Source organism: Gordonia sp. YC-XJ4 (assembly GCF_059511865.1).
In genome coordinates this window covers 3,435,179-3,458,346 of record NZ_CM183447.1, presented here as the reverse complement: position 1 = coordinate 3,458,346, position 23,168 = coordinate 3,435,179, and the positions used below count along the sequence as shown (strand labels likewise).

22 protein-coding genes are annotated in these 23,168 nt (G+C 69.5%); 14 read left to right on the top strand and 8 right to left on the bottom strand.

Translation table 11 applies throughout. From position 1 onward, the window contains the following. Nucleotides 1-106: 106 nt before the first annotated feature. The 3 genes from AC5ZH6_RS15275 to AC5ZH6_RS15265 are packed head-to-tail and all read left to right on the top strand — an operon-like array spanning nt 107 to nt 3,894. Nucleotides 107-1,174, top strand: a complete 1,068-nt coding sequence (locus AC5ZH6_RS15275; protein WP_370530218.1) for an NlpC/P60 family protein — start codon at nt 107-109, stop codon at nt 1,172-1,174. A gap of 52 nt (nt 1,175-1,226) precedes the next feature. Then, complete coding sequence (locus AC5ZH6_RS15270) at nt 1,227-2,747, top strand: hypothetical protein (protein WP_020170905.1); 1,521 nt, start codon at nt 1,227-1,229, stop codon at nt 2,745-2,747. Between the two features lie 19 nt (nt 2,748-2,766). After that, a complete protein-coding gene (locus tag AC5ZH6_RS15265; RefSeq protein WP_006370534.1) occupies nt 2,767-3,894 on the top strand; it encodes a glycosyltransferase family 4 protein in 1,128 nt (375 codons plus the stop codon). 49 nt (nt 3,895-3,943) lie between these two features. Here AC5ZH6_RS15265 and AC5ZH6_RS15260 read toward each other — a convergent pair whose 3' ends face one another. Further along, a complete protein-coding gene (locus AC5ZH6_RS15260) occupies nt 3,944-5,746 on the bottom strand; it encodes an AMP-dependent synthetase/ligase (RefSeq protein WP_265076581.1) in 1,803 nt (600 codons plus the stop codon). 196 nt (nt 5,747-5,942) lie between these two features. Here AC5ZH6_RS15260 and AC5ZH6_RS15255 point away from each other — a divergent pair, with 196 nt between their 5' ends. From AC5ZH6_RS15255 to AC5ZH6_RS15230, 6 genes are all read left to right on the top strand, one after another. Then, entirely contained in the window at nt 5,943-6,365 is a 423-nt protein-coding gene (locus AC5ZH6_RS15255; RefSeq protein WP_094600714.1) for a hypothetical protein, read from the top strand. After that, entirely contained in the window at nt 6,365-6,802 is a 438-nt protein-coding gene (locus AC5ZH6_RS15250) for an SRPBCC family protein (RefSeq protein ID WP_006370531.1), read from the top strand. Before AC5ZH6_RS15255 ends, AC5ZH6_RS15250 begins: the two co-directional genes overlap by 1 nt. Before the next feature lie 20 nt (nt 6,803-6,822). Next, on the top strand, nt 6,823-8,001 hold the full coding sequence (locus AC5ZH6_RS15245) for an ArsA family ATPase (protein ID WP_094600713.1): 1,179 nt from the start codon (nt 6,823-6,825) through the stop codon (nt 7,999-8,001). A gap of 120 nt (nt 8,002-8,121) precedes the next feature. Next, nucleotides 8,122-8,625: a hypothetical protein gene (locus tag AC5ZH6_RS15240; protein ID WP_094600712.1), complete on the top strand. Its 504-nt coding sequence runs from the start codon at nt 8,122-8,124 to the stop codon at nt 8,623-8,625. Continuing rightward, nucleotides 8,625-9,602, top strand: a complete 978-nt coding sequence (locus AC5ZH6_RS15235; RefSeq protein ID WP_014360370.1) for an ROK family protein — start codon at nt 8,625-8,627, stop codon at nt 9,600-9,602. Before AC5ZH6_RS15240 ends, AC5ZH6_RS15235 begins: the two co-directional genes overlap by 1 nt. 236 nt (nt 9,603-9,838) lie before the next feature. Continuing rightward, on the top strand, nt 9,839-10,546 hold the full coding sequence (locus AC5ZH6_RS15230) for a lysophospholipid acyltransferase family protein (protein WP_014360369.1): 708 nt from the start codon (nt 9,839-9,841) through the stop codon (nt 10,544-10,546). A 13-nt stretch (nt 10,547-10,559) separates the two neighbouring features. Here AC5ZH6_RS15230 and AC5ZH6_RS15225 read toward each other — a convergent pair whose 3' ends face one another. Then, a complete protein-coding gene (locus tag AC5ZH6_RS15225; protein ID WP_094600710.1) occupies nt 10,560-11,891 on the bottom strand; it encodes a glycosyltransferase 87 family protein in 1,332 nt (443 codons plus the stop codon). Between the two features lie 71 nt (nt 11,892-11,962). Here AC5ZH6_RS15225 and AC5ZH6_RS15220 point away from each other — a divergent pair, with 71 nt between their 5' ends. Next, on the top strand, nt 11,963-12,454 hold the full coding sequence (locus tag AC5ZH6_RS15220; protein ID WP_020170910.1) for a polyadenylate-specific 3'-exoribonuclease AS: 492 nt from the start codon (nt 11,963-11,965) through the stop codon (nt 12,452-12,454). Between the two features lie 104 nt (nt 12,455-12,558). After that, entirely contained in the window at nt 12,559-13,965 is a 1,407-nt protein-coding gene (locus AC5ZH6_RS15215; RefSeq protein WP_094600709.1) for a class II 3-deoxy-7-phosphoheptulonate synthase, read from the top strand. 54 nt (nt 13,966-14,019) lie between these two features. Here AC5ZH6_RS15215 and AC5ZH6_RS15210 read toward each other — a convergent pair whose 3' ends face one another. Then, nucleotides 14,020-15,207: a protein kinase domain-containing protein gene (locus AC5ZH6_RS15210; protein ID WP_094600708.1), complete on the bottom strand. Its 1,188-nt coding sequence runs from the start codon at nt 15,205-15,207 to the stop codon at nt 14,020-14,022. An 18-nt stretch (nt 15,208-15,225) separates the two neighbouring features. On the opposite strand from AC5ZH6_RS15210, the gene AC5ZH6_RS15205 reads away from it, so the two are divergent. Together AC5ZH6_RS15205 and AC5ZH6_RS15200 are read left to right on the top strand one after the other, a co-directional pair. Beyond that, nucleotides 15,226-15,432, top strand: a complete 207-nt coding sequence (locus tag AC5ZH6_RS15205; protein ID WP_265076580.1) for a hypothetical protein — start codon at nt 15,226-15,228, stop codon at nt 15,430-15,432. Continuing rightward, nucleotides 15,429-15,794, top strand: coding sequence for an Rv2175c family DNA-binding protein (locus tag AC5ZH6_RS15200; RefSeq protein ID WP_006370522.1), 366 nt, complete (start codon nt 15,429-15,431; stop codon nt 15,792-15,794). The genes AC5ZH6_RS15205 and AC5ZH6_RS15200 overlap by 4 nt, the downstream gene beginning before the upstream one ends. Nucleotides 15,795-15,797: 3 nt before the next feature. Here the strand turns inward: AC5ZH6_RS15200 and mptB are convergent, their stop codons facing one another. Both mptB and AC5ZH6_RS15190 read right to left on the bottom strand, forming a co-directional pair. Further along, on the bottom strand, nt 15,798-17,351 hold the full coding sequence (gene mptB / locus AC5ZH6_RS15195; RefSeq protein ID WP_265076579.1) for a polyprenol phosphomannose-dependent alpha 1,6 mannosyltransferase MptB: 1,554 nt from the start codon (nt 17,349-17,351) through the stop codon (nt 15,798-15,800). Between the two features lie 3 nt (nt 17,352-17,354). Then, nucleotides 17,355-18,509 (bottom strand): polyprenyl synthetase family protein, encoded by a 1,155-nt coding sequence (locus tag AC5ZH6_RS15190; RefSeq protein ID WP_014360363.1) that lies wholly within the window; start codon nt 18,507-18,509, stop codon nt 17,355-17,357. 128 nt (nt 18,510-18,637) lie between these two features. On the opposite strand from AC5ZH6_RS15190, the gene AC5ZH6_RS15185 reads away from it, so the two are divergent. Further along, on the top strand, nt 18,638-19,597 hold the full coding sequence (locus AC5ZH6_RS15185) for a methylenetetrahydrofolate reductase (RefSeq protein WP_014360362.1): 960 nt from the start codon (nt 18,638-18,640) through the stop codon (nt 19,595-19,597). A 42-nt stretch (nt 19,598-19,639) separates the two neighbouring features. Here the strand turns inward: AC5ZH6_RS15185 and AC5ZH6_RS15180 are convergent, their stop codons facing one another. The 3 genes from AC5ZH6_RS15180 to AC5ZH6_RS15170 are packed head-to-tail and all read right to left on the bottom strand — an operon-like array spanning nt 19,640 to nt 23,114. Beyond that, nucleotides 19,640-20,752 carry an LppM family (lipo)protein gene (locus AC5ZH6_RS15180; RefSeq protein ID WP_265078048.1) on the bottom strand — a complete coding sequence of 371 codons (1,113 nt, stop codon included), beginning with the start codon at nt 20,750-20,752 and terminating at the stop codon, nt 19,640-19,642. After that, nucleotides 20,749-22,419, bottom strand: coding sequence for a phytoene desaturase family protein (locus AC5ZH6_RS15175; protein WP_094600707.1), 1,671 nt, complete (start codon nt 22,417-22,419; stop codon nt 20,749-20,751). The genes AC5ZH6_RS15180 and AC5ZH6_RS15175 overlap by 4 nt, the downstream gene beginning before the upstream one ends. Next, on the bottom strand, nt 22,416-23,114 hold the full coding sequence (locus AC5ZH6_RS15170) for a GNAT family N-acetyltransferase (protein ID WP_006370515.1): 699 nt from the start codon (nt 23,112-23,114) through the stop codon (nt 22,416-22,418). The genes AC5ZH6_RS15175 and AC5ZH6_RS15170 overlap by 4 nt, the downstream gene beginning before the upstream one ends. Nucleotides 23,115-23,168 lie beyond the last annotated feature (54 nt).

Sequence of the window (23,168 nt, the reverse complement as noted above, 5' to 3'; positions counted from 1 at the left end):
ACAGCGCGATTCGCCCGAACGCGTCGAGGACTACGACGCCCCGGTTGAGGCAGAGGTGACGAGCCCGGGTCGGTGGGGAAGTGGCAAGGGGAATGTGGTGACAATCGTGGGAGCCGGATCGGCGATCGGTCCCAACCGATCGGCGCGCCTGGCGTTGACCACCGTGATCGCGGTGCTCGCGGTCGCGTTGACGCAGATCGGTGCGGTGTTCGGGACGCCGCATGCCGTGGCCGACCCGCCGCAATCGGCGGATCAGCTGCTGGCGCGTTACACCTCGCTGAGCCGTGAGGCCGAGACCTCGGCCGAACAGATGCACAACGCGCAGATCGAGTACGACAAACAGCGTGGCATCGTCGCGCAGTCCAAGAAGGCCGCCGCTGCCGCACAGAGTTCACTCGACCGCTCCCAGGTGTCGCTGAACGAGCTGCAGACGCGCTTCGATTCGCTGGTGCGCATCAGCTATATGGGTGGCCGGTCCAACCGGCTCTACGCCGTCCTCACCAGCAACTCGCCCCAGACCCTGCTCGACCAGATGTCCGGGTTGGAGATGGTCTCGCGTCGCGCCGCCGCCGATCTGTCGGCGCTGAAAAAGGTGCGCGCCCAAACCGTCTCGGACCGCGACGCCGCGAATACGGCAGCCTCGACAGCCACCCGCGCGGTCTCCGACGCCGAACGCGTACGGGGCGATCTGCAGAAGAAGCAGGCCGAACTGCAGCTACAGGCCGCCCAGATCCGGGTGATCTACCAGAGCCTGACGGGTAAGCAGCTCGCCGCGCTCGCGGGGCCGCGCTTCGACTTCGACCCCGCAGCCGTACCCCGCGGGACAGCCCCCGCACTCGTCGCCGTGCAGGCCGCGCTGACCCGCATCGGCGATCCCTATGTGTGGGGCGCCACCGGCCCCGACTCATTCGACTGCTCGGGCCTGATGGTGTGGGCGTTCAAGCAGGCGGGCAAGCTCCTGCCGCGATCCAGTGAGGCGCAACTCGCCGGCGGCACGCCGGTCTCGCGCCAGGATCTGCAGCCCGGCGATCTCATCATCTATTACCCCGACGCCACGCATGTCGGCATGTACGTCGGCGACGGCTACGTGATCCACGCCTCCACCTTCGGTGTGCCGGTCAAGGTCGTCCCCATCGACGACGCGGGACCGTACAACTCCGCGCGTCGGTACTAGGGGCGTGCTCCGCCCGCGGTGGGCGATGGGCGGGCTCCGCCCGCGGTGGGGGATGAGCGGGCTCCGCCCGCAGTGGGCGACCCTGCGCACCGGGGTGACCACGAGCGCCGGTGCGGTGCTCGTCGTCACGTCGCTGCTGATCACGGCCTGCGGAGGCGACGGTGACGGTGTCGTTTCCGGCACGAGTTCGTCGTCGGCACCGGTGTCGACGAGCAACGTCTATCTGGACCAGCGCTCCCAGGGCGTGACACAGCTCCTCGACGCGCTGTCGACCGCGCTGCGCTCGGGCACCCCCGATCAGCTCGCGGCGCTGCTCGACCCGTCGATCAATCCGGCGCTGCGCGCCCGGTTGCAGACCGTACAGGACAACCTGTCGTCGGCGGTGCGTCGCCCCGGCACGCCGGGACGCGGAAAACGGCTGCAGCTCAAGGAGTTCCGTTACCAGCTCGCTCCCACCGAGGAAGTCGAGACCCTGGTCGGCGCCGACGTCCAGGCACGGCTGGATCAGCAGGGCAGCTCCGACACCTGGGTGGCTCCGGTCGAACTGCACGTCGCGCTCGGCGGTGTGAGCACCCCCGGCATCGACGAGGACGAGGTGGTGATCGACACCCAGCTCGTCGCCGCCCGCTACGACGACACCTGGAAACTGGTCGGCGACTCGACCCTGGCCGGTGAGCCCGCACCGCCGACGCAGATGTGGGACCTGCCGGCGCTGGCCGTTGCCGACGTTCCCACCGCGGGTGGCACCTCGGTCATCGCGTCCTATCCGGACGGCGCCGACGATTCCGCGGCCACCTCCGGCGCACCGGCCCCCAACTCTGTGGCTCCCGGCTCTGTGGCTCCTGGCTCTGTGGCCCCTGGTTCGACGGCGCCCGGCCCCACCGCCGAGATGGTTGCCCGGATCCGTTCCCTGCTGCCCGGCGCGATCGCCGCGGTATCGGCGTTCTGGGGGACCGGGTGGCCCCAGCGTTCGGTGGTGGTGAGCACTGCCGACGACGACCAATTCCACGCCTTGGCCGCCTCGGCCACCGACACCGCCGCGGCCGCCACCATCTACGCCCACCTCGACCTGTCCGCCGGCTCGGTGACGGGCCAGCGTGTCCTGCTCACCCCGGTGGCCCGTGATCTGCCCGCACCGGCACTCGGCGTGGTCCTGCGTCACGAACTCACCCACGTCGCCACCCGCGCGCAGACCGCGACCACCGCGCCGATGTGGCTCACCGAGGGAGTGGCCGAGTACGTCGGGCGCAAGGGCACCTACACACGTCCCGCCGATGCCGCCCCGGATCTCGCGGCCGCGGTGCAGGCCGGTGACACCCCGGCCGATCTGCCGACCGATCAGCAGTTCTCCGTCGACGCCGAGTCCTCGCGGATGGCCTATCAGTCGGCCTGGTCGGTGGCGACCTTCGTCGCGGCGACTTTCGGCGAACCCAGGCTGCGGGCGCTGTACGTGGCGGCGGGTGCATCGAGCGACGCCACGCGCGCCGATGCCGCGTTGTCGGCCACCCTGGGTATCACGCGGGCCCAGTTCGTTGCCCGGTGGCGGGCGTGGCTGACGGCCGAACTGCGATGAGATCGGCAAGGATGGTGGCGTGACGCACCGAACGCTCCTGGTGACCAACGATTTTCCGCCGCGGCGTGGCGGAATCCAGTCCTACCTGCAGAATCTCGTGGATCTGCTGGATCCGGACGATGTGGTGGTCTACGCCCCGCGCTGGCGCGGACGCAGCCACGAGGAGTTCGACGCCGCGGTACCCTACCGGGTCTATCGGCATCCGACGACGCTGATGTTGCCCACCCCATTCGTCGCTCGTCGCGCCGCGAAAATCATTCGGGACGAAGACATCTCGACGGTGTGGTTCGGGGCGGCCGCGCCGTTGGCGGTGCTGTCGGGATATCTGCGTCGGGCCGGGGCCCGCCGCATCATCGCCAGCACACACGGGCACGAGGTCGGGTGGTCGATGATCCCGGGGGCGCGCGGCATCCTGCGCTACATCGGCAACCACACCGACGTCATCACCTACGTCAGCCGCTACACCCGCGGCCGATTCGCGTCGGCGTTCGGTCCGCGTGCCGCATTGGAGTATCTCCCGCCGGGCGTCGACGTCACCCGGTTCGCTCCGGATCTTGCGTCGCGCCGACGACTTCGTGCCGAGCTGGGACTCGGTGAGCGACCCACCATCCTGTGCCTGTCACGGCTGGTGCCGCGCAAGGGGCAGGACGTCCTGATCCGTGCACTGCCGCTGATCCGATCGGAGATCGCCGACGCCGCACTCGTGATCGTCGGGGGCGGACCCTACGCCGAGAAGCTCCACGACATCGCCCACGCGGAGGGCGTCAGTGAGCACGTCCTGTTCACCGGGCCGGTCCCGGCCGCCGAACTCGCCGCCTACCACACCATCGCCGACGTCTTCGCCATGCCGGCGCGCACCCGGGGCAAGGGCCTCGACGTCGAGGGCCTGGGCATCGTCTACCTGGAGGCGTCGTCCTGCGGTGTGCCGGTGGTCGCCGGCCTCTCCGGCGGCGCCCCGGAGACCGTCCGCGAGGGGGTCACCGGAACCGTCGTCGACGGCACCGATGTCGCCGGGGTCGCGCTCGCGCTCATCGGGATCCTCTCCGATCGCGACGCCGCCGCCGAGATGGGCCGTCAGGGACGCCGATTCGTCGAGGACCACTGGCAGTGGTCGCAGATGGCCGCGCGGCTACGTCAGCTGCTGTGATCGGCTCCGGCCGGTGGTGTCGACGACCCAGGCGGCGCCGACGGGCGACTCAGCGCTTGGCGTAGAGCGCGTCGATGTCGCCGGCGTACTTATCGACGACCACGTTGCGCTTGACCTTCAGCGTCGGGGTCATCTCGCCGGTCTCCTCGCTGAAATCGTCACCGAGAATCCGGAACTTCTTGATCGACTCGGCGTGCGAGACAGTCTTGTTGGCCTCGTCGACGGCCGACTGGATCGCCGCGCGTAGGTCGGGGTCGTTGGCGAGGTCGGCCACCGATGCGTCGGCGGGCTTGCCGTTGCGTTCCTTCCACGCCGGGAAGGCCTCGGGGTCGACGGTGATCAATGCGGCGATGAACGGCTTCTGATCGCCGACCACGACGGCCTGCGAGACCAGGGCGTCGGCACGGATGACATCCTCGAGGCCGGCGGGCGAGACGTTCTTGCCGCCCGCGGTGACGATGAGTTCCTTCTTGCGCCCGGTGATCTTCAGGAACCCCTCGTCGTCGAGTGATCCGAGATCGCCGGTGTGGAACCAGCCGTCGGTGATGGCGGCGGCGCTGGCCTCCTCGTTGTGCCAGTACTCCTTGAACACCACGCCGCCACGCAGCAGGATCTCCCCATCCTCGGCGATCCGAACGGCGTTGCTCGCCAACGGTTTCCCGACGGTGCCGATCTTGACCGCGCCCGGGGTGTTGACGGTCACCGCCGCAGTCGTCTCGGTCAGGCCGTAGCCCTCGTAGACCGGGATACCGATCCCGGAGAAGAAGAATCCCAGGCGTGACCCGAGTGGCCCGCCCCCGGAAATCGCGAGCTCGCACTCGCCGCCGAGCGCGGCGCGGAGCTTGCCGTAGACGAGCTTGTCGAACAGGGTGTGCTTGGCGCGCAACACGATTCCGACGTCGCCGCGTTCGGCGGCGGCAGCGTGGTCGATGGCGGTGGCCGCCGCCATGTCGAAGATCCGACCCTTGCCCTCGTCGTGGGCCTTCTGGCGGGCCGTGTTGTAGACCTTCTCGAACACGCGGGGTACCGAGAGGATCAGCGATGGCTTGAACACCGCGAATTCCGGTACGAGGCCCGGGATGTCGTTGGTGAAGCCCACCTCGACACCGGCCTCCATGGCGACCAGGGTGATCGCGCGCGCCAGCACATGGGCCAGCGGCAGGAACATCAGCAACCGCTTGCCGGGGGCGAGCAACTGCGACATGTTGCCCTCGAGCACCCCACGGACCTCCGAGAGCATGTTGGCGTGTGTCAGCTCGCACCCCTTGGGGCGGCCGGTGGTGCCCGAGGTGTAGATCAGCGTCGCCGGGTCGCCCGCGTGGACCGTCGCACGACGCTTGGTGACCTCGTCGTCGTCGACCTCGGCGCCCGCGGTCGTCAATTGTTCGAGCGCGCCCGGCCCGTCGGCCGGATCGATCTGCAGGACCCGCACCGGTTGGTCGAGACTCGCGCCCTCGTAGAGCTTCCGGTGCTCGTCGGATTCGACGATGATCGTCGACGCCGCGGAGTCGGTCATGATCCACTCGATCTGCGAGCTCGACGACGAGTCGTAGATCGGCACGGTGATCGCCCCGGCCGACCAGATCGCGAAGTCCAGCAGCACCCATTCCAGGCGGGTCGCCGACAGCAGCGCCACCCGATCGCCGGGCTGTACGCCGGAGGCGATCAAGCCCTTGGCCAGAGCGGTGATCCGCGCGGCGATGTCATCGGCGCGCACCGGCTCCCATGTCGCTCCCTCCTTGCGGCGGAAGACGGTTTGGCCCGGCGTGCGTTCGGCGATGCCGAAGATGATCGAGGTGGCGTTCTCATCGGCCTCGATGGTGAACCTCGCGGGAACGCTGTACTCGCTCATATCCTGCACCTTTCGACCGTCAACGATGACCTGACCATCGTAACGACGACCGTTGGCACGAGGCGGTGGGGTGGGCCGGGACCGGGTGAGGTCGTTGCGCCGCCGATCGGGTTCGCCGCGAGGTACGTGCGGTGCAGACGATGCCGGAGCAGACGTTGCCTACCGATCGGCCGCGCCGATATGTGAAGCTGGAGTCGTGACGAGCATTCAGGTTGCCGACGACACCTTCGTCGCCGCGGACCCGGTGAGTGCGGCCGACGTGGTGGGGGACCGGACCAGGTGGCGCCGATGGTGGCCCGATCTGCATCTCGAGGTCGTCGAGGACCGGGCGGCCGCCGGGGTGCGCTGGCGCGTGTCGGGGCCGATCGACGGGACGATGGAGATCTGGTGCGAGTCCGTGCTCGACGGTTTCGTCCTGCATTACTTCCTGCATGCCGAACCGGCCGCGTCGGTGGTCGGCGGCGGGCGGTCGGACCGAGAGCGCGCGGACCTGCTCGCCGAACTCAACCGGCAGCGCCGGGTGGCCGGCAAGGTGATGGCCTTCGAGTGCAAGGACGTCCTCGAGGACGGTCGCGGCGTCGGCGAGCCCGCGGCCGCGTCCGGCCGGACGGGTGCGTGATGGCCGACCGCACGGAACGTTCGATCGTGGTCAACGCCGACGCCGCCGACATCATGGCGGTGATCGCCGACTTCGACAACTATCCCGAATGGGTCAGTGCGGCCCGCGAAGTCCAAGTCACCGAACGGGATTCGGCGGGTCGCGCGCGCCGGGTACGGTTTGTGCTCGACGCCGGGGTGCTGCGCGACACCTACGAATTGCGGTACGAGTGGGACGCCGACGGCACCGGGGTGTCGTGGGAGCTGGTCTCCAGTGACCTGCAACGCGATCAGCGGGGCCGCTACGAGGTCGTCCAACAGGTGCCCGGCTCGAGCAAGGTCACCTACACACTGATGGTGGACCTGATGGTGCCGATGATCGGGCAACTCAAGAGGCGCGCCGAGAAGGCCATCACCGATGCCGCCCTCAACGACCTGAAGAAGAGGGTCGAAGGCTGATCGATCTCACTCCCATCCACGTGGTGCTGGGGCCGGGGGGTTCCGGGATCTCCGTGGTCGCGGCCGCCGGAGCACTGCGTCGTGACCGCGGTCGTAACCGCGCCCGCGCACCGCTGGCCCGGCCGGACCGCCACACCCTACTGATCACCGTCGACCGGCTCTCACCGACCCCGGATCTGTTGGGGGTCTTCCGAATGCCCGGCTCGAGCGTCGCGGTCTCCTCGGGCGTACACCTGTTGACCCTGGACCGGCTGGAGTCGCTGGAGAAGACCTGGGCGGTGTTCGCCGAGTTGCTCACCGCCGGTATCCGGGGCGCCAAGACGAGGTTGCCGGTGCTGGCCACGCTGGCCGGCATCGACGCCGCCGAACTCGCCGCGCTGCCGGGCGTCGAGGAATTCCTGCTGCTGCGGCGCATCCGCGACGAGGCCACCAGCGGCACCTGGGAACGCATCGTCGTCGATCTGTCCGGGGTGGCCGATCCGTACTCCCTGCTGCGGGCGCCGACGATCCTGCTGCAGGCCATCGAACGGTTGTGGCCGCGCCACCGACGTCTCGCGGCGGCCGCCGACACACCGATGCTCGCGCAGCTGACCGCCGCCGTCGACGCCATCGCCGGCGACTGCGACGACATCGCGGAGTTGCTCACCGATCCGCACGTCGTCGCCGGGCATCTCGTCGTGGCGGCCGACGCACGCGGCGCCGGTGCGCTCCCCCGACATCTCGCGATCGCCGACCTGATGGGATTTCCGATGCGATCGATCGTGGTGAACCGGGGCGTCGGTGCCGGCGCGCCCGTCGAGGTGGTCGTCGACGACCCGCACGTGGCCGTCTCCACCGTCGAGCTCGCCGCCGCCCCACTGGATCGACCGGCGCGGCTACGCAAACTCGCTGTGTCACTTGCCCGACCGACCGGCGCCGCGCGCGGCAGCGGCGACGCCGAGGTGAGGACGGTGTCCGGTACGGGGCTCGACACCGTATTCGAGATGTCGTGGGAGCAGCGGCTGCCCGACCCCAGCCGGTTCGACCTGGGCCGCAGTGGCGACGACCTGCTCGTCACCGTCGACGGGTTCCGTCACGCGGTGCGGCTGCCGTCGGTGCTGCGGCGCTGCCACGTCGGTGAGGCGAGCTGGGACGGCCAACGGATCAGGGTGCGCTTCACCCCGGATCCGGCCGTCTGGCCACGGGACCGTCAGGCCTGAGGCTGCGCAAGCGCGCGCCCCCGGAATGGAGGCGGGCGTGCCGCAGAGGGTACCGTGCTTGTGCACACGAATCGCCAGATGGAGTATCGACCGGATGAGCCGAGCGTATGAGGCGAGGGCATGAGCACTGACGACACCAGCCGTGGCGCCGACACCGGGTCGGGTTCGGCGCGCGGTGGCGAGTCGACGGGCGACCCACTACGCGACCTGCTGCTCGCGCTGGCCGCCCAGATCGACGTCGTCGCGGGTTGGTTCGGCACCGGTGCATCGGGGCCCACCGGCAGAACGGGGCCCACCGGCACCGCACGACCGGCCGCGTCCGGATCGGGCGGTCCCACCGCGGCCGGTGCCTTCCTCGGCGACGGATCGGCTGCGGCCGCCGTCGGTGAGATCACCTCACTGATGCAGGAGATCGGGGATCTGCTCGCGCGGCTGATCGCCGCACTCATCACCCTGCTGGAGGCGATCGCGGCGGCTTTGCGCAGCGCGCCCGCCGACGCCGGGACACCACCGCGGCGCTACCAGCCGATCGCGGTGCGACTCGAGGCCGCCCCGCAGACACCGCCGACCGGTGCGTCGCGCAAACACGGCGTGGTCGACCCGACATCGGAAAGTGAGAAGTGATGGGCGAGTTGACAATCGGCATCGACATCGGCGGCACCAGCGTGCGTGCCGCCGTGGTCGACGACTCGGGCGTCATGCTCGACACCCTGCGCGCGGCGACCCCGCCGACGGCCCAGGCCCTCGAACACTGCCTCGACCGTCTGGTCGGCGAGCTGACCTCGCGCTGGGCGGCCAAGGCCGTCGGGATGGCGATCGCGGGCTTCCTCACCCCCGATCGCGAGGTGGTGCGATTCGCCCCCCATCTGCCATGGCGGGAGGCCCGGGTCGCCGAGGAGATGACCGCGCGCATCGGTATCCCGGTGTTCACCGAACACGACGCGAACTCGGCCGCGGTGGCCGAACGTCACTACGGGGCGGCGGCCCGCGGACACAATGTGCTGGTGCTGGCGATCGGCACCGGCATCGGTGCGGGGCTGCTGATCGACGGGGAGATCTATCGCGGCAGCTTCGGTGTCGCACCGGAGCTCGGGCACCTCACCATCGTCCCGGACGGCCGTCCATGCTCCTGCGGTAAGCGCGGATGTTGGGAAAGGTACTGCAGCGGAACGGCTTTGGTCGACACGGTGGTCGAGTTGCTTGCCGACGGCGACTGGGGTCGCAGCCAGCTCGCGACCGACGTGGCCGCCGACCCCGGGTCGTTGACCGGCCGACGGGTGGCCGGTGCCGCCGCCGACGGCGACGCGGTGGCGGTGGCCGCCTTCGCCGAGTTCGCCGCCTCGCTCGGCCAGGGGCTGGCGATGATCGCCGACGTCTTCGACCCCGATCTCATCGTCATCGCCGGCGGTGTCGGGACCGCGTCGGGGCTGTACCTCGATGAGGCCCGCGAACACTATGCGCGTCTGATCACCGGGGCCGGCCATCGGCAGCTCGCGCGCATCCGCGGTACGCAACTCGGTGAGAACGCGGGGGTGCTCGGTGCCGCCGAGGTCGCCCGCCAGGGGATCAGTGCGCGCGTGCCGCAGGTCGCCGATGTCTGATGTCCCGATGTCCCGATGTCCCGATGTCCCGATGTCCGATGTCCTCGATGTCCGACGGCGCCCGATGCCCATGCGTGATGGCGACCGGAACCCCATGGCGGCGTCGGCGGATGCCACAGTCCTGTCCGTCGGGTGGCCGATGTCTCACGGGCACCGGCTGGGGTGAGTAGAGTTCACAACCGGATCGAGTGGCCGGAAAGCGCTCGTCGGTGCGACGAAGGGTAGTGACACACGCGATGTGGTACCAGGTGTTCAAATACGTGCTGCTGGGCCCGCTGCTCCGGTTGTTGGGGCGGCCGACGATCGAAGGGCTGGAGAACATTCCGGCGCGCGGACCGGCCATCCTGGCCAGCAACCACCTGGCGGTGATGGACAGTTTCTTCCTCCCGCTGATGTGCCCGCGTCGCATCTACTTCCTGGCGAAGGCCGAGTACTTCACCGGTACCGGGCTCAAGGGTGGATTCCAGCGGTGGTTCTACACCGCGGTCGGGCAGATCCCCATCGACCGGTCCGGGGCGGAGGCGGCCGCCGGTGCATTGACCGCGGCGAGCCGGCAGCTCGAAAAGGGTGAGCTGATGGGCATGTACCCCGAGGGCACCCGATCACCCGACGGTCGGCTCTACAAGGGCAAGACCGGGCTCGCGCGGATCGCTCTGGAGACCGGGGTGCCGGTGATCCCGGTCGCGATGATCGGTACCAACAAGTTCAATCCGCCTGGGACGGTGATGTTTCGGCCGACCAAGGTGACCGTCCGGGTGGGTAAGCCGCTGAACTTCGATCGCTACGAGGGCATGCAGGGCAACCGGTTCATCGAACGTGCCGTCACCGACGAGATCATGTACGAGCTGATGCGTCTGTCGGGTCAGCAGTACGTCGACGTCTACGCGGCCAGCCTCAAGGAGCGCACGCCCGCAGACGCCGTGGAGTCCAAGCCCGCAGCCTGAGCGGGCGAGCGCCTCAGCTCGTGTGGGTCTGGGCGAGTTCGGCCCGGCCGGTGGCCTCGTCGGCACTCGGCGCGCGCAAGCCTTCGGCCGGGAACCGCCAGATCACCACGAGGGCGGCAATACCCCAGATCGAATACGAACTCCCGACGATCTGCGCGAGCACCGACCACGAGGCCGAACTCTGTGGGAGGAACTGAAAAGGCCCGAGGGAGAACAGGATCAGCCCGAGCGCGGCCAACCCGAGATGGGCGATCCGGGTGCCGCGAGACGACGTGCGCGCGGCGACCGTGATGGCGGTCAGGATCAGCGGGATCGCCCACACCCAGTGATGCGCCCACGAGGTGGGGGAGACGAGCAGACCCCAGAGCGCGATCGCGCAGGTCGCCAGCACCGCATTGATCCGCGCCGCGGGGCCGGCGCCCGCCGCGAACGCCTCCCGGGGACGGCAGACGTGCACCGCGCACAACGCCAGCACGGTGACCGCCAGCGAACTGAGCACCCAGGCGATCTGACCGTCGACGCCCGGCAGGATGCGCACCCATGCCGCGTTGAGGTTCTGGTTGATGCGTCCGGCCGGATCGCCGATCCGCGTCGTGTGGAACAGCGTGTGCGTCCAGTAACCCAACGAATCGCGCGGTAGCCACACCGCCGCGAACGCGCCCGCCAGCACGAAGGTGAGTCCGGCGGTGGCGGCCGCGCGCCAGCGGCGGGCGACGGCGAACACGGCGATGAACACCAGCGGGGTCAGCTTGATCGCCGAGGCCAGACCCACCAGGATGCCCTGCGCCCGCGTCCAGGGCTTGCGCACGCGCGCGACGACGAAGACGTCGAGCAGGATCATCGCCATCAGGATGACGTTGACCTGACCGAAACCCATCGTCATCCACACCGGATTGAGCCACAGTGCACCCGCGGCAACGAGTGCCGCCAGCCACCAACGGTTGGTGCGGGCGCCCAGCGACAACAACGACAGCACGATGTGGACGATGAGCACCAGCAGTGCGATGGTGAGCACAGACATCACCACCCCGGCCACCGCCAGGGGCATGGCACCGAGTGGGACGAAGCCGAGGGCGGCAAACGGCGGATAGGTGAACGGCAACCAGATGCCGTCGCTGGTGAACGGCATCGACCCGTCGGCATACAGGCTCTGGCCCTGCTGCCAGATCTGCGCACCGATCCGGTAGACGTCGAGGTCGATGCGGGTCCGGGTGCCGAAGCTGGAGGTGAACGGCACCCCGAACATCTGCATCCCCGCCGAGGCGAGGAAGATCACGCCGATGACGATGCGCGCGCGCCGGGTCGGCGACCAGCGGCGCAACCGCTCATCCACCGAAGTCAGCATTGTCGTCATGACGGGCTCTTCGTTCCTCTCCGGCGGCGACCCTCGCCGGGTGGCGGGTGATACTTACCAGTATGCGGTTCTTCTACGACTCGGAGTTTATCGAGGACGGCACCACGATCGATCTCATCTCGATCGGTGTCGTCGCCGAGGACGGTCGAGAATTCTACGCGGTGTCCACCGAGTTCGATCCGGGCCGGGCGGGAGACTGGGTTCGGGCGAACGTGCTGCCCAAGCTGCCGTCGCCGGCGTCACGGGCGTGGCGGTCCCGGCGCGCCATCCGTGACGACCTCCTGGACTTCCTCACCGCGGAGCCCGGCGACGTCGAATTGTGGGCCTGGGTGGGCGCTTACGACCACGTCGTGCTGTGCCAGCTGTGGGGTCCGATGACCGCGTTGCCGCGAACGATCCCGCGCTTCACCCGCGAACTGCGTCAGCACTGGGAATACGCGGGGCGCCCACCCCTGCCGTCGGCACCCGCCGACGCCCACGACGCACTCAGTGATGCTCGCCACAACTGGCGCAAGTGGCAGGCGATCGAACAGGCACGGCAGCCCGACGCCTGACCAGTCTCGGCCGATGCACGTCCGCGAGGCCGGCCTCGCTGTGTTGCGCCTGATCAATCTCGGCCGATGCACGTTTGCGAGGCCGGCATCGCTACGCTGGAGCGGTGGTGAACTGGACCGTAGACGTTCCGATCGACGAACTGCCCGAACTCCCGCCGCTGCCCGGCGACCTGCAGGCGCGTTTCGCCGACGCGCTGGCCCGTCCCGCGCTGCAGCAACCGAGTTGGCCCGCCGAGGACGCGCGGCGCATGCGGACAGTGCTCGAGTCGGTGCCGCCCATCTGTATGCCCGCCGAGGTCCGCACACTCGCCGACCAACTCGCCGAGGTCGCACAGGGCCGGGCGTTCCTGCTGCAGGGCGGCGACTGCGCCGAGACCTTCGCCGACAACACCGAGCCCCACATCAAGGGCAACATCCGCACGCTGCTGCAGATGGCCGTCGTACTCACCTACGGCGCGAGCCTGCCGGTGGTCAAGGTCGCCCGCATCGCCGGTCAGTACGCCAAACCCCGCTCCGCCGACACCGACGCCCTGGGCCTGCCGTCCTATCGCGGCGACATGGTCAACGGGTTCCCGGCCGAGGAGGCCACCCGCATCCACGACCCCTCGCGACTGGTGCGCGCCTACGCCAACGCCGCCGCGGCGATGAATCTGGTTCGGGCGCTGACCCACTCGGAGGCCGACCTGCGACGGGTGCACGACTGGAACCGGGAATTCGTCCGCACCTCCCCGGCCGGCGCCCGCTACGAGGCGCTGGCCTCGGAGATCGACCGGGGTCTGCGCTTCATGGATGCGTGCGGGGTCTCCGACTCCTCGCTGGGCGCCGCCGACATCTTCGCCTCGCACGAGGCACTGGTTCTCGATTACGAACGGGCCCTGCTGCGCCTGGCCGAGGCGCCCGAGGACCCGAGCGTCGGCGCCGCCGGCAAGGTGCTCTACGACCTGTCGGCGCACTTCCTGTGGATCGGTGAGCGCACCCGCCAACTCGACGGTGCCCACATCGCCTTCGCCGAGCTGATCCGCAACCCGATCGGCATCAAGATCGGCCCGACCACCACCCCCGAGCAGGCCGTCGAGTACGTCGAACGTCTCGACCCGTACAACGAGCCCGGCCGGCTCACCCTGGTGGCCCGGATGGGCAACGGCAAAGTCCGCGACGTGTTGCCACCGATCGTCACCGCGGTCGAGGCGAGCGGGCACAAGGTGATCTGGCAGAGCGACCCGATGCACGGCAACACCCACTCCTCGCCCACCGGCTACAAGACACGCCACTTCGACCGTGTCGTCGACGAGGTGCAGGGATTCTTCGAGGTCCACCACGCACTGGGAACCCACCCCGGTGGCATCCACATCGAGCTCACCGGCGAGGACGTGACCGAGTGCCTCGGCGGTGCACAGGACATCTCCGACCTCGACCTCGCCGGGCGCTACGAGACGGCATGCGACCCGCGCCTGAACACCCAGCAATCGCTGGAGCTGGCGTTCCTCGTCGCGGAGATGTTGCGCGGCTGAGGTTTTCGGATGCCGGAGGCTTTCGGCTGCCGGGGTCTTCGGCTACGTGCGCCCTCAGGAGAGCAGCAACTGGGAGCCGACCCACCATCCGGCGCCACCCGCCGCGGCCGCCGCGATGAGCACGATCACCAGCCAGATCAGTGCGTGCAGCCGCCCGTCGGCGGGATCGTCGAACGGCTCGGGCAGGCCCTGCGCACTGCCGCGGTCGCGCGCAGCGGGTCCGGGTGCGGCATCGCGATCGATCAGCGCCGACACCTTCGTCGGTGGCGCGTCGGTCGTCGATCGGGACCCGGGCCGCGAGGCAACCCGGGTGCCGTGTGGGCTGACCGCCGCACGACGGCGGGCCATCGTCTCCCGCTCGGCGGAGCGTCGTGGGGCCGGCACGGTGAACGGCGGCAGATCGAGATCCTCGGCCACGTCGAGCAGTGCCTCCCGCATCTCGAAGGCGTTCGCATAGCGATCGGCCGGGCGGCGTTCGGTCGCCCGTAACACCACCTCGTCGAGTTCGACCGGTACCCCGGCGATCACGTCACCGGGTGCCGGCACGTCATAGGTCAGTCTCTGGTACGCCAGTGCCAGTGGCGTATCGCCGCGGAACGGCGTACGCCCGGTGAGCAATTCGAAGAGCATGACCCCCATCGAATAGACGTCGCTGCGGGCATCGGCGGTCGCGGACTCGACCTGCTCGGGGGAGAGGTAGGCGGCGGTACCGAGGATGACGCTGGCCGAGGTGACCCCCGATTCGGCGACCGCGCGGACCAGCCCGAAATCGGCGACCTTGACCTCGCCGGCATCGGAGATCAGCACGTTCTCGGGTTTGATGTCGCGATGTACCAGGCCGGCCGCGTGTGCCGTACCCAGTCCGCCCAGCGCCGGATCGGCAACGGCGACCACCGCATGCGGGGGCATCGGACCGCGCTCGCGCAACAGTTCTCGGACACTGCCGCCCTCGACGAGTTCCATCACCAGGAACGCGACCCCGTCGTCGATGCCCTGGTCGTAGACCGCGACGAGCCCGGGATGTTTCAGACCGGCCACCGCTCGCGCCTCGAACTCGAAGCGGCGCAAGAACTGTGGGTCCGCGGCATAGCGGGTGTCCATCACCTTGACCGCGACGTCGCGGCCCAGCCGAAGATCGAGAGCGAGGTACACCGCCGACATGCCCCCACGGGCGATGGGCGCGTCGATGCGGTAGCGGTCCTCCAGCACCGCCCCGATCAGCTCGTCGACCCCTGCCTGCACGACAGTGAATCTACCCGGGTGGCGGCGCTGCGCCCCGGAACCACCGGTGTGCTGCGCACCGTAACCACGGCGGTGCTGCGCACCGTAACCACTGCGGTGCTGCGCACCGTAACCACTGCGGTGCTGCGCACCGTAACCACTGCGGTGCTGCGCACCGGGCCCGGCGGTGGTGGCGGCGAACCAGGTGAAGACACGGCCCGCGAGACGGTAATCTCTGGGCCGTGAGTTCACTTCCCCTCTCGCACGATGTCATCCCGGCCGAGGTCGAGACGTATTCGATCGACGAGGTCTCCCGACGGTTGGGCGTGTCGACGAATCGCGTGCGCACCTTGATCCGCGACCACCGCCTGCTGGCCGTCTCCCGAGACGGCGAGCCTGCGGTGCCCTGCCTGTTCTTCGACGACCTCGGTATCGCCAAGCACTTCACCGGCCTCGTCGATGTCCTGCTCGACGGCGGATTCACCCGCGACGAGGCGCTGCGCTGGCTGTTCACCGAGCTCGACGATCTGCAGATGCATCCGGCGGCGGCGCTGCACACGCACTCGGCACGCGAGGTCATCCGACGCGCGCAGGCACAGGCGTTCTAGGGCTTACCTTCGGGACCCGCCGGGTTCGGCGCCCCACAACCGGCGGGCCAGGGCGCCCAGGCGCAGCGGGTCGGGGCGCAGCAGCGAGATGGCGGCGAGTAGCGACAGCGCGGCGGCCAACGCGACCTCGGGCAGCTTGTAGAAGACGATCGAATCGTCCGGCTGGAAGACGATCAACATGAACGTCGACACACCGACCACGACGGCGCGGACCCAGCCGGGCAGCGTGAACGCGACCGCGACGACGAGGACCCACGTGTAGTACCAGGGCAGTGTCGAGGGTTCGAGCAGCAGCACCGCCAGCATCGCCCAGGCCAGTCCGGCGATCGCGCTGCGTTCGTCGGCGCGGTGGCGCCACCACAACGCCACGAGAATGATCGCCAGACACACCGCACCCATCGCCCGCGTGACGGTGAGGACCGGCCACAGATTCAGTGAGGTGAACGGTGCCGCGACCAGCGTCACCAGATGTGCTGCGGCAGTGGGCAGCGTGAACCAGTTGATGATCTGGTCGGCCCAGCCCAGCCCGGTGAGCCAGCCCAGTCCCAGGCCGAGCGCGGCGGTCCAGGCGGCGAACACCGCGACCGGCACGGCGATCACCACCGCGAACACCCGCGCGACATCGCCGCCGGTGACCTTGCGTTCGGATCGGATGTGCGAGAGCCAGATCCACACCACGAACGGGATCGCCACACCCGCGGTGACCTTGATCGACACGGCCAGCCCGAGCACCGCCAGACCGCTGATGTGCCGGCCGGCGACGGTCAGTACGAGTCCGGCGGCCAGCACACCCATCATCAGCAGTTCCACGTGCGGGCCGCCGACGAGGTGGATCAACACCATCGGATTGAGCAACGCCAGCCACACCCCGACCTCCGGCGACGCGCCGAAATGGGTCGCCAGACGTGGAACGGCCCACAGCGACAACAAGAGTCCGGGCAACAGCACCAGACGCATCAACCAGACACCGGTGAGCACGTGCTCACCCGACACGGCCACCACACCTCGGGTGATCGCCATGAACATCGGGCCGTACGGCGCCGTCGTCGACGCCCACACCTGCGCCATGCTGTCGAGTACGGGACCGGGATGGTGGGCCGGTCCGTCGGCGTAGGGATCGAATCCGGCGGCGAAGACCACCCCCTGGCCGAGGTAGGCGTAGACATCGCGACTGAACAGTGGCACGGTCACGCACAGCGGTGCGGCCCACCCGATCACGGTCCACCGCAGTGTGGTCAGGCTCAGGAGGGGGTCGCCGGCAACCGGCGCGCACAATCGGCGACCCACTCTCATCCACGCGAACACCATCAACGCGACCCCGAGCCAGAACACGATCGCGCCCAACGTCTTTCCGTGGCCGTAGGTGATCGCGTCGAGTCCCACGTCCTGCAGACCCGGGTGGTTGCGTGGGATGTCGGCGACCGAGAAGCCGCCCAGACACACCGCGATCGCCCCGATCCCGCCGAGCCAGATCTCGGTGGGCAGGCGCGGCGGCGGGGCCGGATGCGCGAGCGCGGGCCGGCCGATTGCCGTCACAACTCGACTGCGCGAGAACATGAGTCAGGCCTCGCGGTGGGCGATCCGACCGGCCATCGCGATCAGGTCGGCCCGGATGTCGGTGCCGATCTCGGCGCGTTCGAGCCGGGCAACGGCGGCGTCGAGCAGAGCGGTGACGCGGCGTTCGATCTCCTCGACGGCCCCCACGTCGACGAGAAGCTCACGGATGCGGTTCAATTCGTGGTCGTCGAGACGGCGGCCGACCGCGTCGCGCAACACCGCCGCCGACCGGGGGTCGCGCAGCTCGGCGCGCTCGAGGCCCAACGCCAGAAGCGCGGTGCGCTTACCCTCGGCGAGATCGTCGCCGGAGGGCTTACCGGTCCGATCCGGGTCGCCGAACACCCCGAGCAGATCGTCGCGCAGCTGAAAGGCGATGCCCAGATCGTGGCCCACCGAGCGCAGGTCGTCGAGCAGTGCGGCAGGTGCGCCGGCCATGCGGGCCCCCAGCTCGAGAGGACGGGCAACGGTGTAGGCGGCGGTCTTGAATTCCATCACCCGATAGGCGGATTCGACGGTGTCGTCGCCGCTGACCTCGTTGACGATGTCGAGATACTGCCCGCCGAGCACCTCGGTGCGCATCGCCGCCCAGACCGCCGACACCTCGGCCGGAAGCGGATTCGGTGCGGGTGCACCGGTGTCCGGGCCGGCCGGGCTGTGACCGCCGACGAGGTCGTCGGCCCAGGCCAGCGCGAGATCACCGGCGAGGATGGCCGCGGCGACACCGTGGCGGGCCCCGTCACCGGACCACCCGGCGTCGCGATGGGCGGTCTCGAAGCGCCGATGCACCGTCGGCCGACCGCGGCGGGTGTCGGAATGATCGATGATGTCGTCGTGGATCAGTGCACATGCCTGCACGAGTTCCAGTGCGGCACAGACCCGCAACGCATCGGCGACGGACTGCTCGGGATGGGGCGGGCGCCTCTCGGGGCTGCTCATCCCGGCCAACCAGCCCGCGTAGGCGAACATCGGCCGAACCCGTTTGCCGCCGAGCCGGACGAAGTCGGCGACGATGTCGGCGGCGCGCCCCACGACCGGCGAGATGGCGCCGGCGACCGGCAACGTGGCGTCGAAGAAGCGCTCGAGGACCACGCCCGTGGCGTCGGGTACCTCCGACAACGACGTCGGCTCTGCGGCGGGCGGCGGTGCGGTCGGGCTCACTCCCTCAGGCTAGGGCATGTCTCCCACGAACAGACACGCCCGGAGTGCCTGTCGCGAACGGCCCCGCCCTGGACGACCGACGTGCAGTGGCGACCGACGTGCAGTGACGACCTACGTACAATGACGCGGTGACCTCATCCCCACCGGCGCTCTCCGTCGTCGAGCGCCTCGCCGCACCACCGGCCAACGGCGTCGTGCACTTCTCGGTGGAGTTCATGCCACCCCGTGACATCGAGGGCGAGGCCCGGCTGTGGCGGGCGGTCCGGGTGTTCGAACGTCTCGACCCGGCATTCGTGTCGCTGACCTACGGGGCAGGCGGATCGACGAGGGATCGTACCGTCCGCATCGCCGGTGAGCTCGCGACGCAGACGACCCTGCTGACGGTCGCGCATTTGACCGCCGTCAATCACAGCATCGCCGAACTGCGTGCCCTCGTCGGTTCCTACGCCGACCAGGGCATCACGAATCTCCTTGCGCTGCGCGGGGATCCGCCGGGTGATCCACTCGGCGAATGGATTCGACACCCGCAGGGTGTGCAGTACGCGCGTGAACTCGTCGAGCTGATCTCCGGGCTCGGTGACTTCCACGTCGGCGTCGCCTCGTTTCCCGAGGGGCACCACCGGGCCCGCGATCTCGACCAGGACACCGACGTACTCGTCGGCAAGCTGCGTGCCGGTGCCGAGTATTCGGTGACCCAGATGTTCTTCGACGTCGAGGACTTCCTGCGGTTGCGCGACCGGGTGGCACGCGCCGACCCCGAGCAGGCGGCCAAGCCGCTCATTCCCGGGCTCATGCCGATCACCTCGCTGGCCAGTGCCCGTCGTATGACGCAGCTGTCGGGGTCGGTGATCCCGCCCGCGGTCGAGCAACGCTTCGCCGAGGCCGCCGGTGACGGCCCGGAGGAGGATCGCGCCGCGGTACGTGCCGTCGGCATCGACTTCGCCACCGAGACCGCGCAACGACTCATCGCCGAAGGCGTTGCCGGCCTGCACTTCTGCAGCCTGAACTTCGCCAAGGCGACCTGCGAGGTGCTCGACCGCCTCGGCGTGGGCGTGCCCGACGCGTTGCCGACGGTCGGGGCGCGCTGAGGGGCCGATCGGTCGGCTCGGGGTGATCCGGCGGGAGTCGGGTCAGGACTTGCCGGTGTTTCCGGGGCCCGGCGCTGCGGAGTTCGGTACTGCGGGGTTCGGCACCGCGGGGTCCTCGTGTGCAGCTCCCTGATCGGGCGCAGCGTCGGCGGGAACGGTGGCCTTCTCCGGTGTCATGTCACCGGCGGTCTTCGTCGCCGAGGTCGTGGTCGTCGAGGTCGTGGTCCCTGACGTCGTGGTCCCCGACGTCTTTTTCCCGAATGTCTTCTTGCCCGCTGCCGATGCCGGGCGTCCCGGGCGCGGGCTGCGGTCGCGGGAGACGTAGGCCAACCGGATGACGACGAGCACCACGGCGGCGCAGATGAGCACCATCAGCCACGTCCAGCCGCCGAACGCGGCGGTCGACGGGTCGGCGTAGGTCGATTCGGCGGTGAAATCGGCGGATTTGCCGGGCTCGGGTGTCCAGGAGACCGAGGTGTTGGTGTTCTGGTCACCGTTGGTGGCGGTGATCGGGCCGGCGAACGAGATCGTGAACCGGACGTAGTCGCGATTCGGGATCAGTCCGGTGAGGTCGGTCGACCCGCGGAATCGCACCACCGAGCCGCTGCGCTTGGCCGACAGGTCCATGGTCATCGCGGTGTCGCCGAAGGCGTCGGCGATGATATCGCCGAGCTGACTGAGCTGACCTGCGGTCAGATTGCTGAAGGTCGCCCGGCTGCCGACCAGCGTGGCGTCGTCGCTGCTGTCGCCGGACTGTTCCTGCGGGGTCGGGGCCGCCTGTGTGGAATCGGACGGCGTGGAATCCGACGGCGTGGAATCCGACGGGGACGAACCCGGCTGGTCGGTGTCCTCCGACGGCGAACCCGGCTGCGCCGATGCCGGGGCGCCCGAACTCTCCGTGGAGGTGCTGGCGCGATAGTCCGAGACCGCGATATTGCCGGTCATCGACTCGGGGATGTCGAATTTCGGTGCGCCACGCGGATTGTCCGGTGAGGTGGCCACGACCACGCTGCCCGCGAATCGATCACCGACCGTCGTGGACCGTTGCAGGCATCCCGACATCAACGGCGCCGCAATGAGCAGCACGACCGTGAGCAGAAAGGCAGACGCGCGGGGTGGGCTCGGGCGAGTGATCGGCGGACGCACGCTGATCATCGTGCCAGATGCCGGGGTGATAGCGGCCATAGGCGCCGACCGCGTGTATCGCCGCGGTGCCGGCCCGAGCTGCGGGCGATCGCCGCCCGTCCGGCGATACGCCCGCTGGCCCCGGTGACCCCGCCGCCGGGATGGGTCGAGGCGCCGGCGAGCAGGATTCCGTCGGCGCCGGGCACCTCGTGGCCGGACAGGTCCGGGTGCGGACGCAGCATGAACATCTGGTCGATGGTCATCTCGACGTGCATGATGTTGCCGCCGATCAGTGCCAGTTCGGATTCCAGCGCCTGCGGGGTCTGGACGTGGCGGTGCTCGATGCCGTCAGCGAAACCGGGCGCGTGGCGCTCGACCTCGGCGACCACCGCGTCGGCGGCGGTGGCGGCCACCTCGTCCCACCCCGACCCGTCGGCGAGATGACGCGGATGCCATTGCGCCCACAGATTGACGAGATGGTGTCCGGGTGGACTGAGGGTCGGGTCGATGCCGGAGAATCCCATCGCCACACAGGCCGGCCGATCGGGCAGTTCGCCGACCGCTGCCGCGGTCTGCGCGCGACGAAGGTGGTCCCGATCGGTGACGAGCAGGCCCAACGCCGAATGCACGCCGTGCGCGGGGAGGTCGGCGGGCAGATCCCGATACTCGGGCAGCTCCCTGGTTCCCAGCCGTACGGCCATCCCGATACCCGAGCCGACGATGATCTGATGCCGCCATCGCGCGAGCGATCCGGGGTCGAATCCGCCCGCCGCGAGCAGGTCGAGGGTGGCCAGGATGTGGCAGGCGCCGATCACCGTGTCGGCACATCGCCGCCGGCCGTCGACCGTCTCTACCCGCCAGTGGTCGCCACATCGGGTGATCGCGGTGGCCGCCGCACCGGTGATCACCTCGCCACCGTCACCGGTGAGACGGTGCACCAGGGCATCGGTCAACGCTCCGCTGCCCCCGACGGCGCGGCCGGGTGGGATCTGGTGCATCAGTGCCGCGAACCCGATCATCGGAGCGGTCGCGGGGGCGCTCATGGGCGGGCCCGACTGGGCGCCGAACCAGGCCAGGGCGGCCTTGAGGTGCTCGGAGCCGAACCAGCGGTCCAGCAGGGCATCCCCGGACGACATCAGATCCTGGGTCACCGACATCATCCGACCCGATCGCGCACCGAACAGGCCGGTCCGCGCGGTGGTGGCGGTGGGGCCGAGCCCGCCGAAGGCACGCGCGAACCGACCCGGCGTGGCCGGCTCGTAGAAGGAGCGCATGAGAGCTCGGGCGCGCGGTGCCCAGGTCGCCACGAAGGCGCGGTAGGCGTCGGCGTCGGTACGTCCACAGGCACGTTCGATCGAGGCGCACGTGGCGTCGAGGTCGGTGCGGAAGACGATCGGACCGGCGGTGTCGGTCGCCGGACAGAACGCCCACGGGTCGCAGTCGAGGTAGGTCAGGCCGGCGTCGGCGAGTGCTAGTTCGTCGAGGACCGGGGAGTGGCGGATCATCAGGTGCGCCGACGAGCCCCGGTCGACGCGATAGCCGGGAAAGCGTTCGATGGTCGACACCGCCCCACCGGGGATGGTGTCGCGCTCGACGACGCTCACCGAGCGCCCGGCCCGGGCCAGATAGGCGGCCGCGACCAGCCCGTTGTGGCCGGCGCCGACGACGATCGCATCGCCCACCGGGTGCCCGGTCATCGGGTGCGGTCGGATTCGCCGGGAACGATGGGACCGGCGGCGGCGCCCGGCACGATCGTGGGTGCGGCCAGGGGTAGTCGTCGCCCGAGGAAAGCGAACGGGCGCGGGTCGCCGGTGAAGGTGAATCCGCGCAGCACGTCACCGAATCCCATGCGCCGGTACAACGCCCAGGCGCGGTTGCCCTCGTCGGCGATTTCCGGGGTGGACAACAGGACGTGGTGTTCGGGTCGGTCGGCGAGCAGGCGATGCAGCAACCATTCACCGATCCGATGCCCCTGGGCACTCGGATGGACGTGGAGTTCGGTCAGCTCGAAGTAGTCCTCGGTGATCTCATCGATGACCCGCGGGTCCCGACCGGTCGATCGCAAGCCGGCGCGGAGTTGCTGATTCCACCATTGGTCGCGCGCTCCGCGATAGCCGTAGGCGATGCCGACGAGCACCTCATCGCCGCCGGGGGACAGGGGCGGCTCCAACCGTCGGCGGACGAGGTCCAGCGAGCCGTCCTCGGCGTGGGGCGCGGTCGCGATCGCGCCGTAGGCCTCCCAGCCGGGTCGACGGATGTGCTCGCGCCACAATCCGGCGCGATGCATCTCGGTCCCGCGTGGGTAATTCATCGCTGTGACGTAGATCTCGAGCGCGGGACCGAGCCAGACCGCACAGTCACGTCCGTCGAGACGGGCGATCCGAATCGTCACGTGCGGTCCTTCCTGTCGTCGTTCCTTGCACCCCGGCCGAGTGCGGCATTGTGT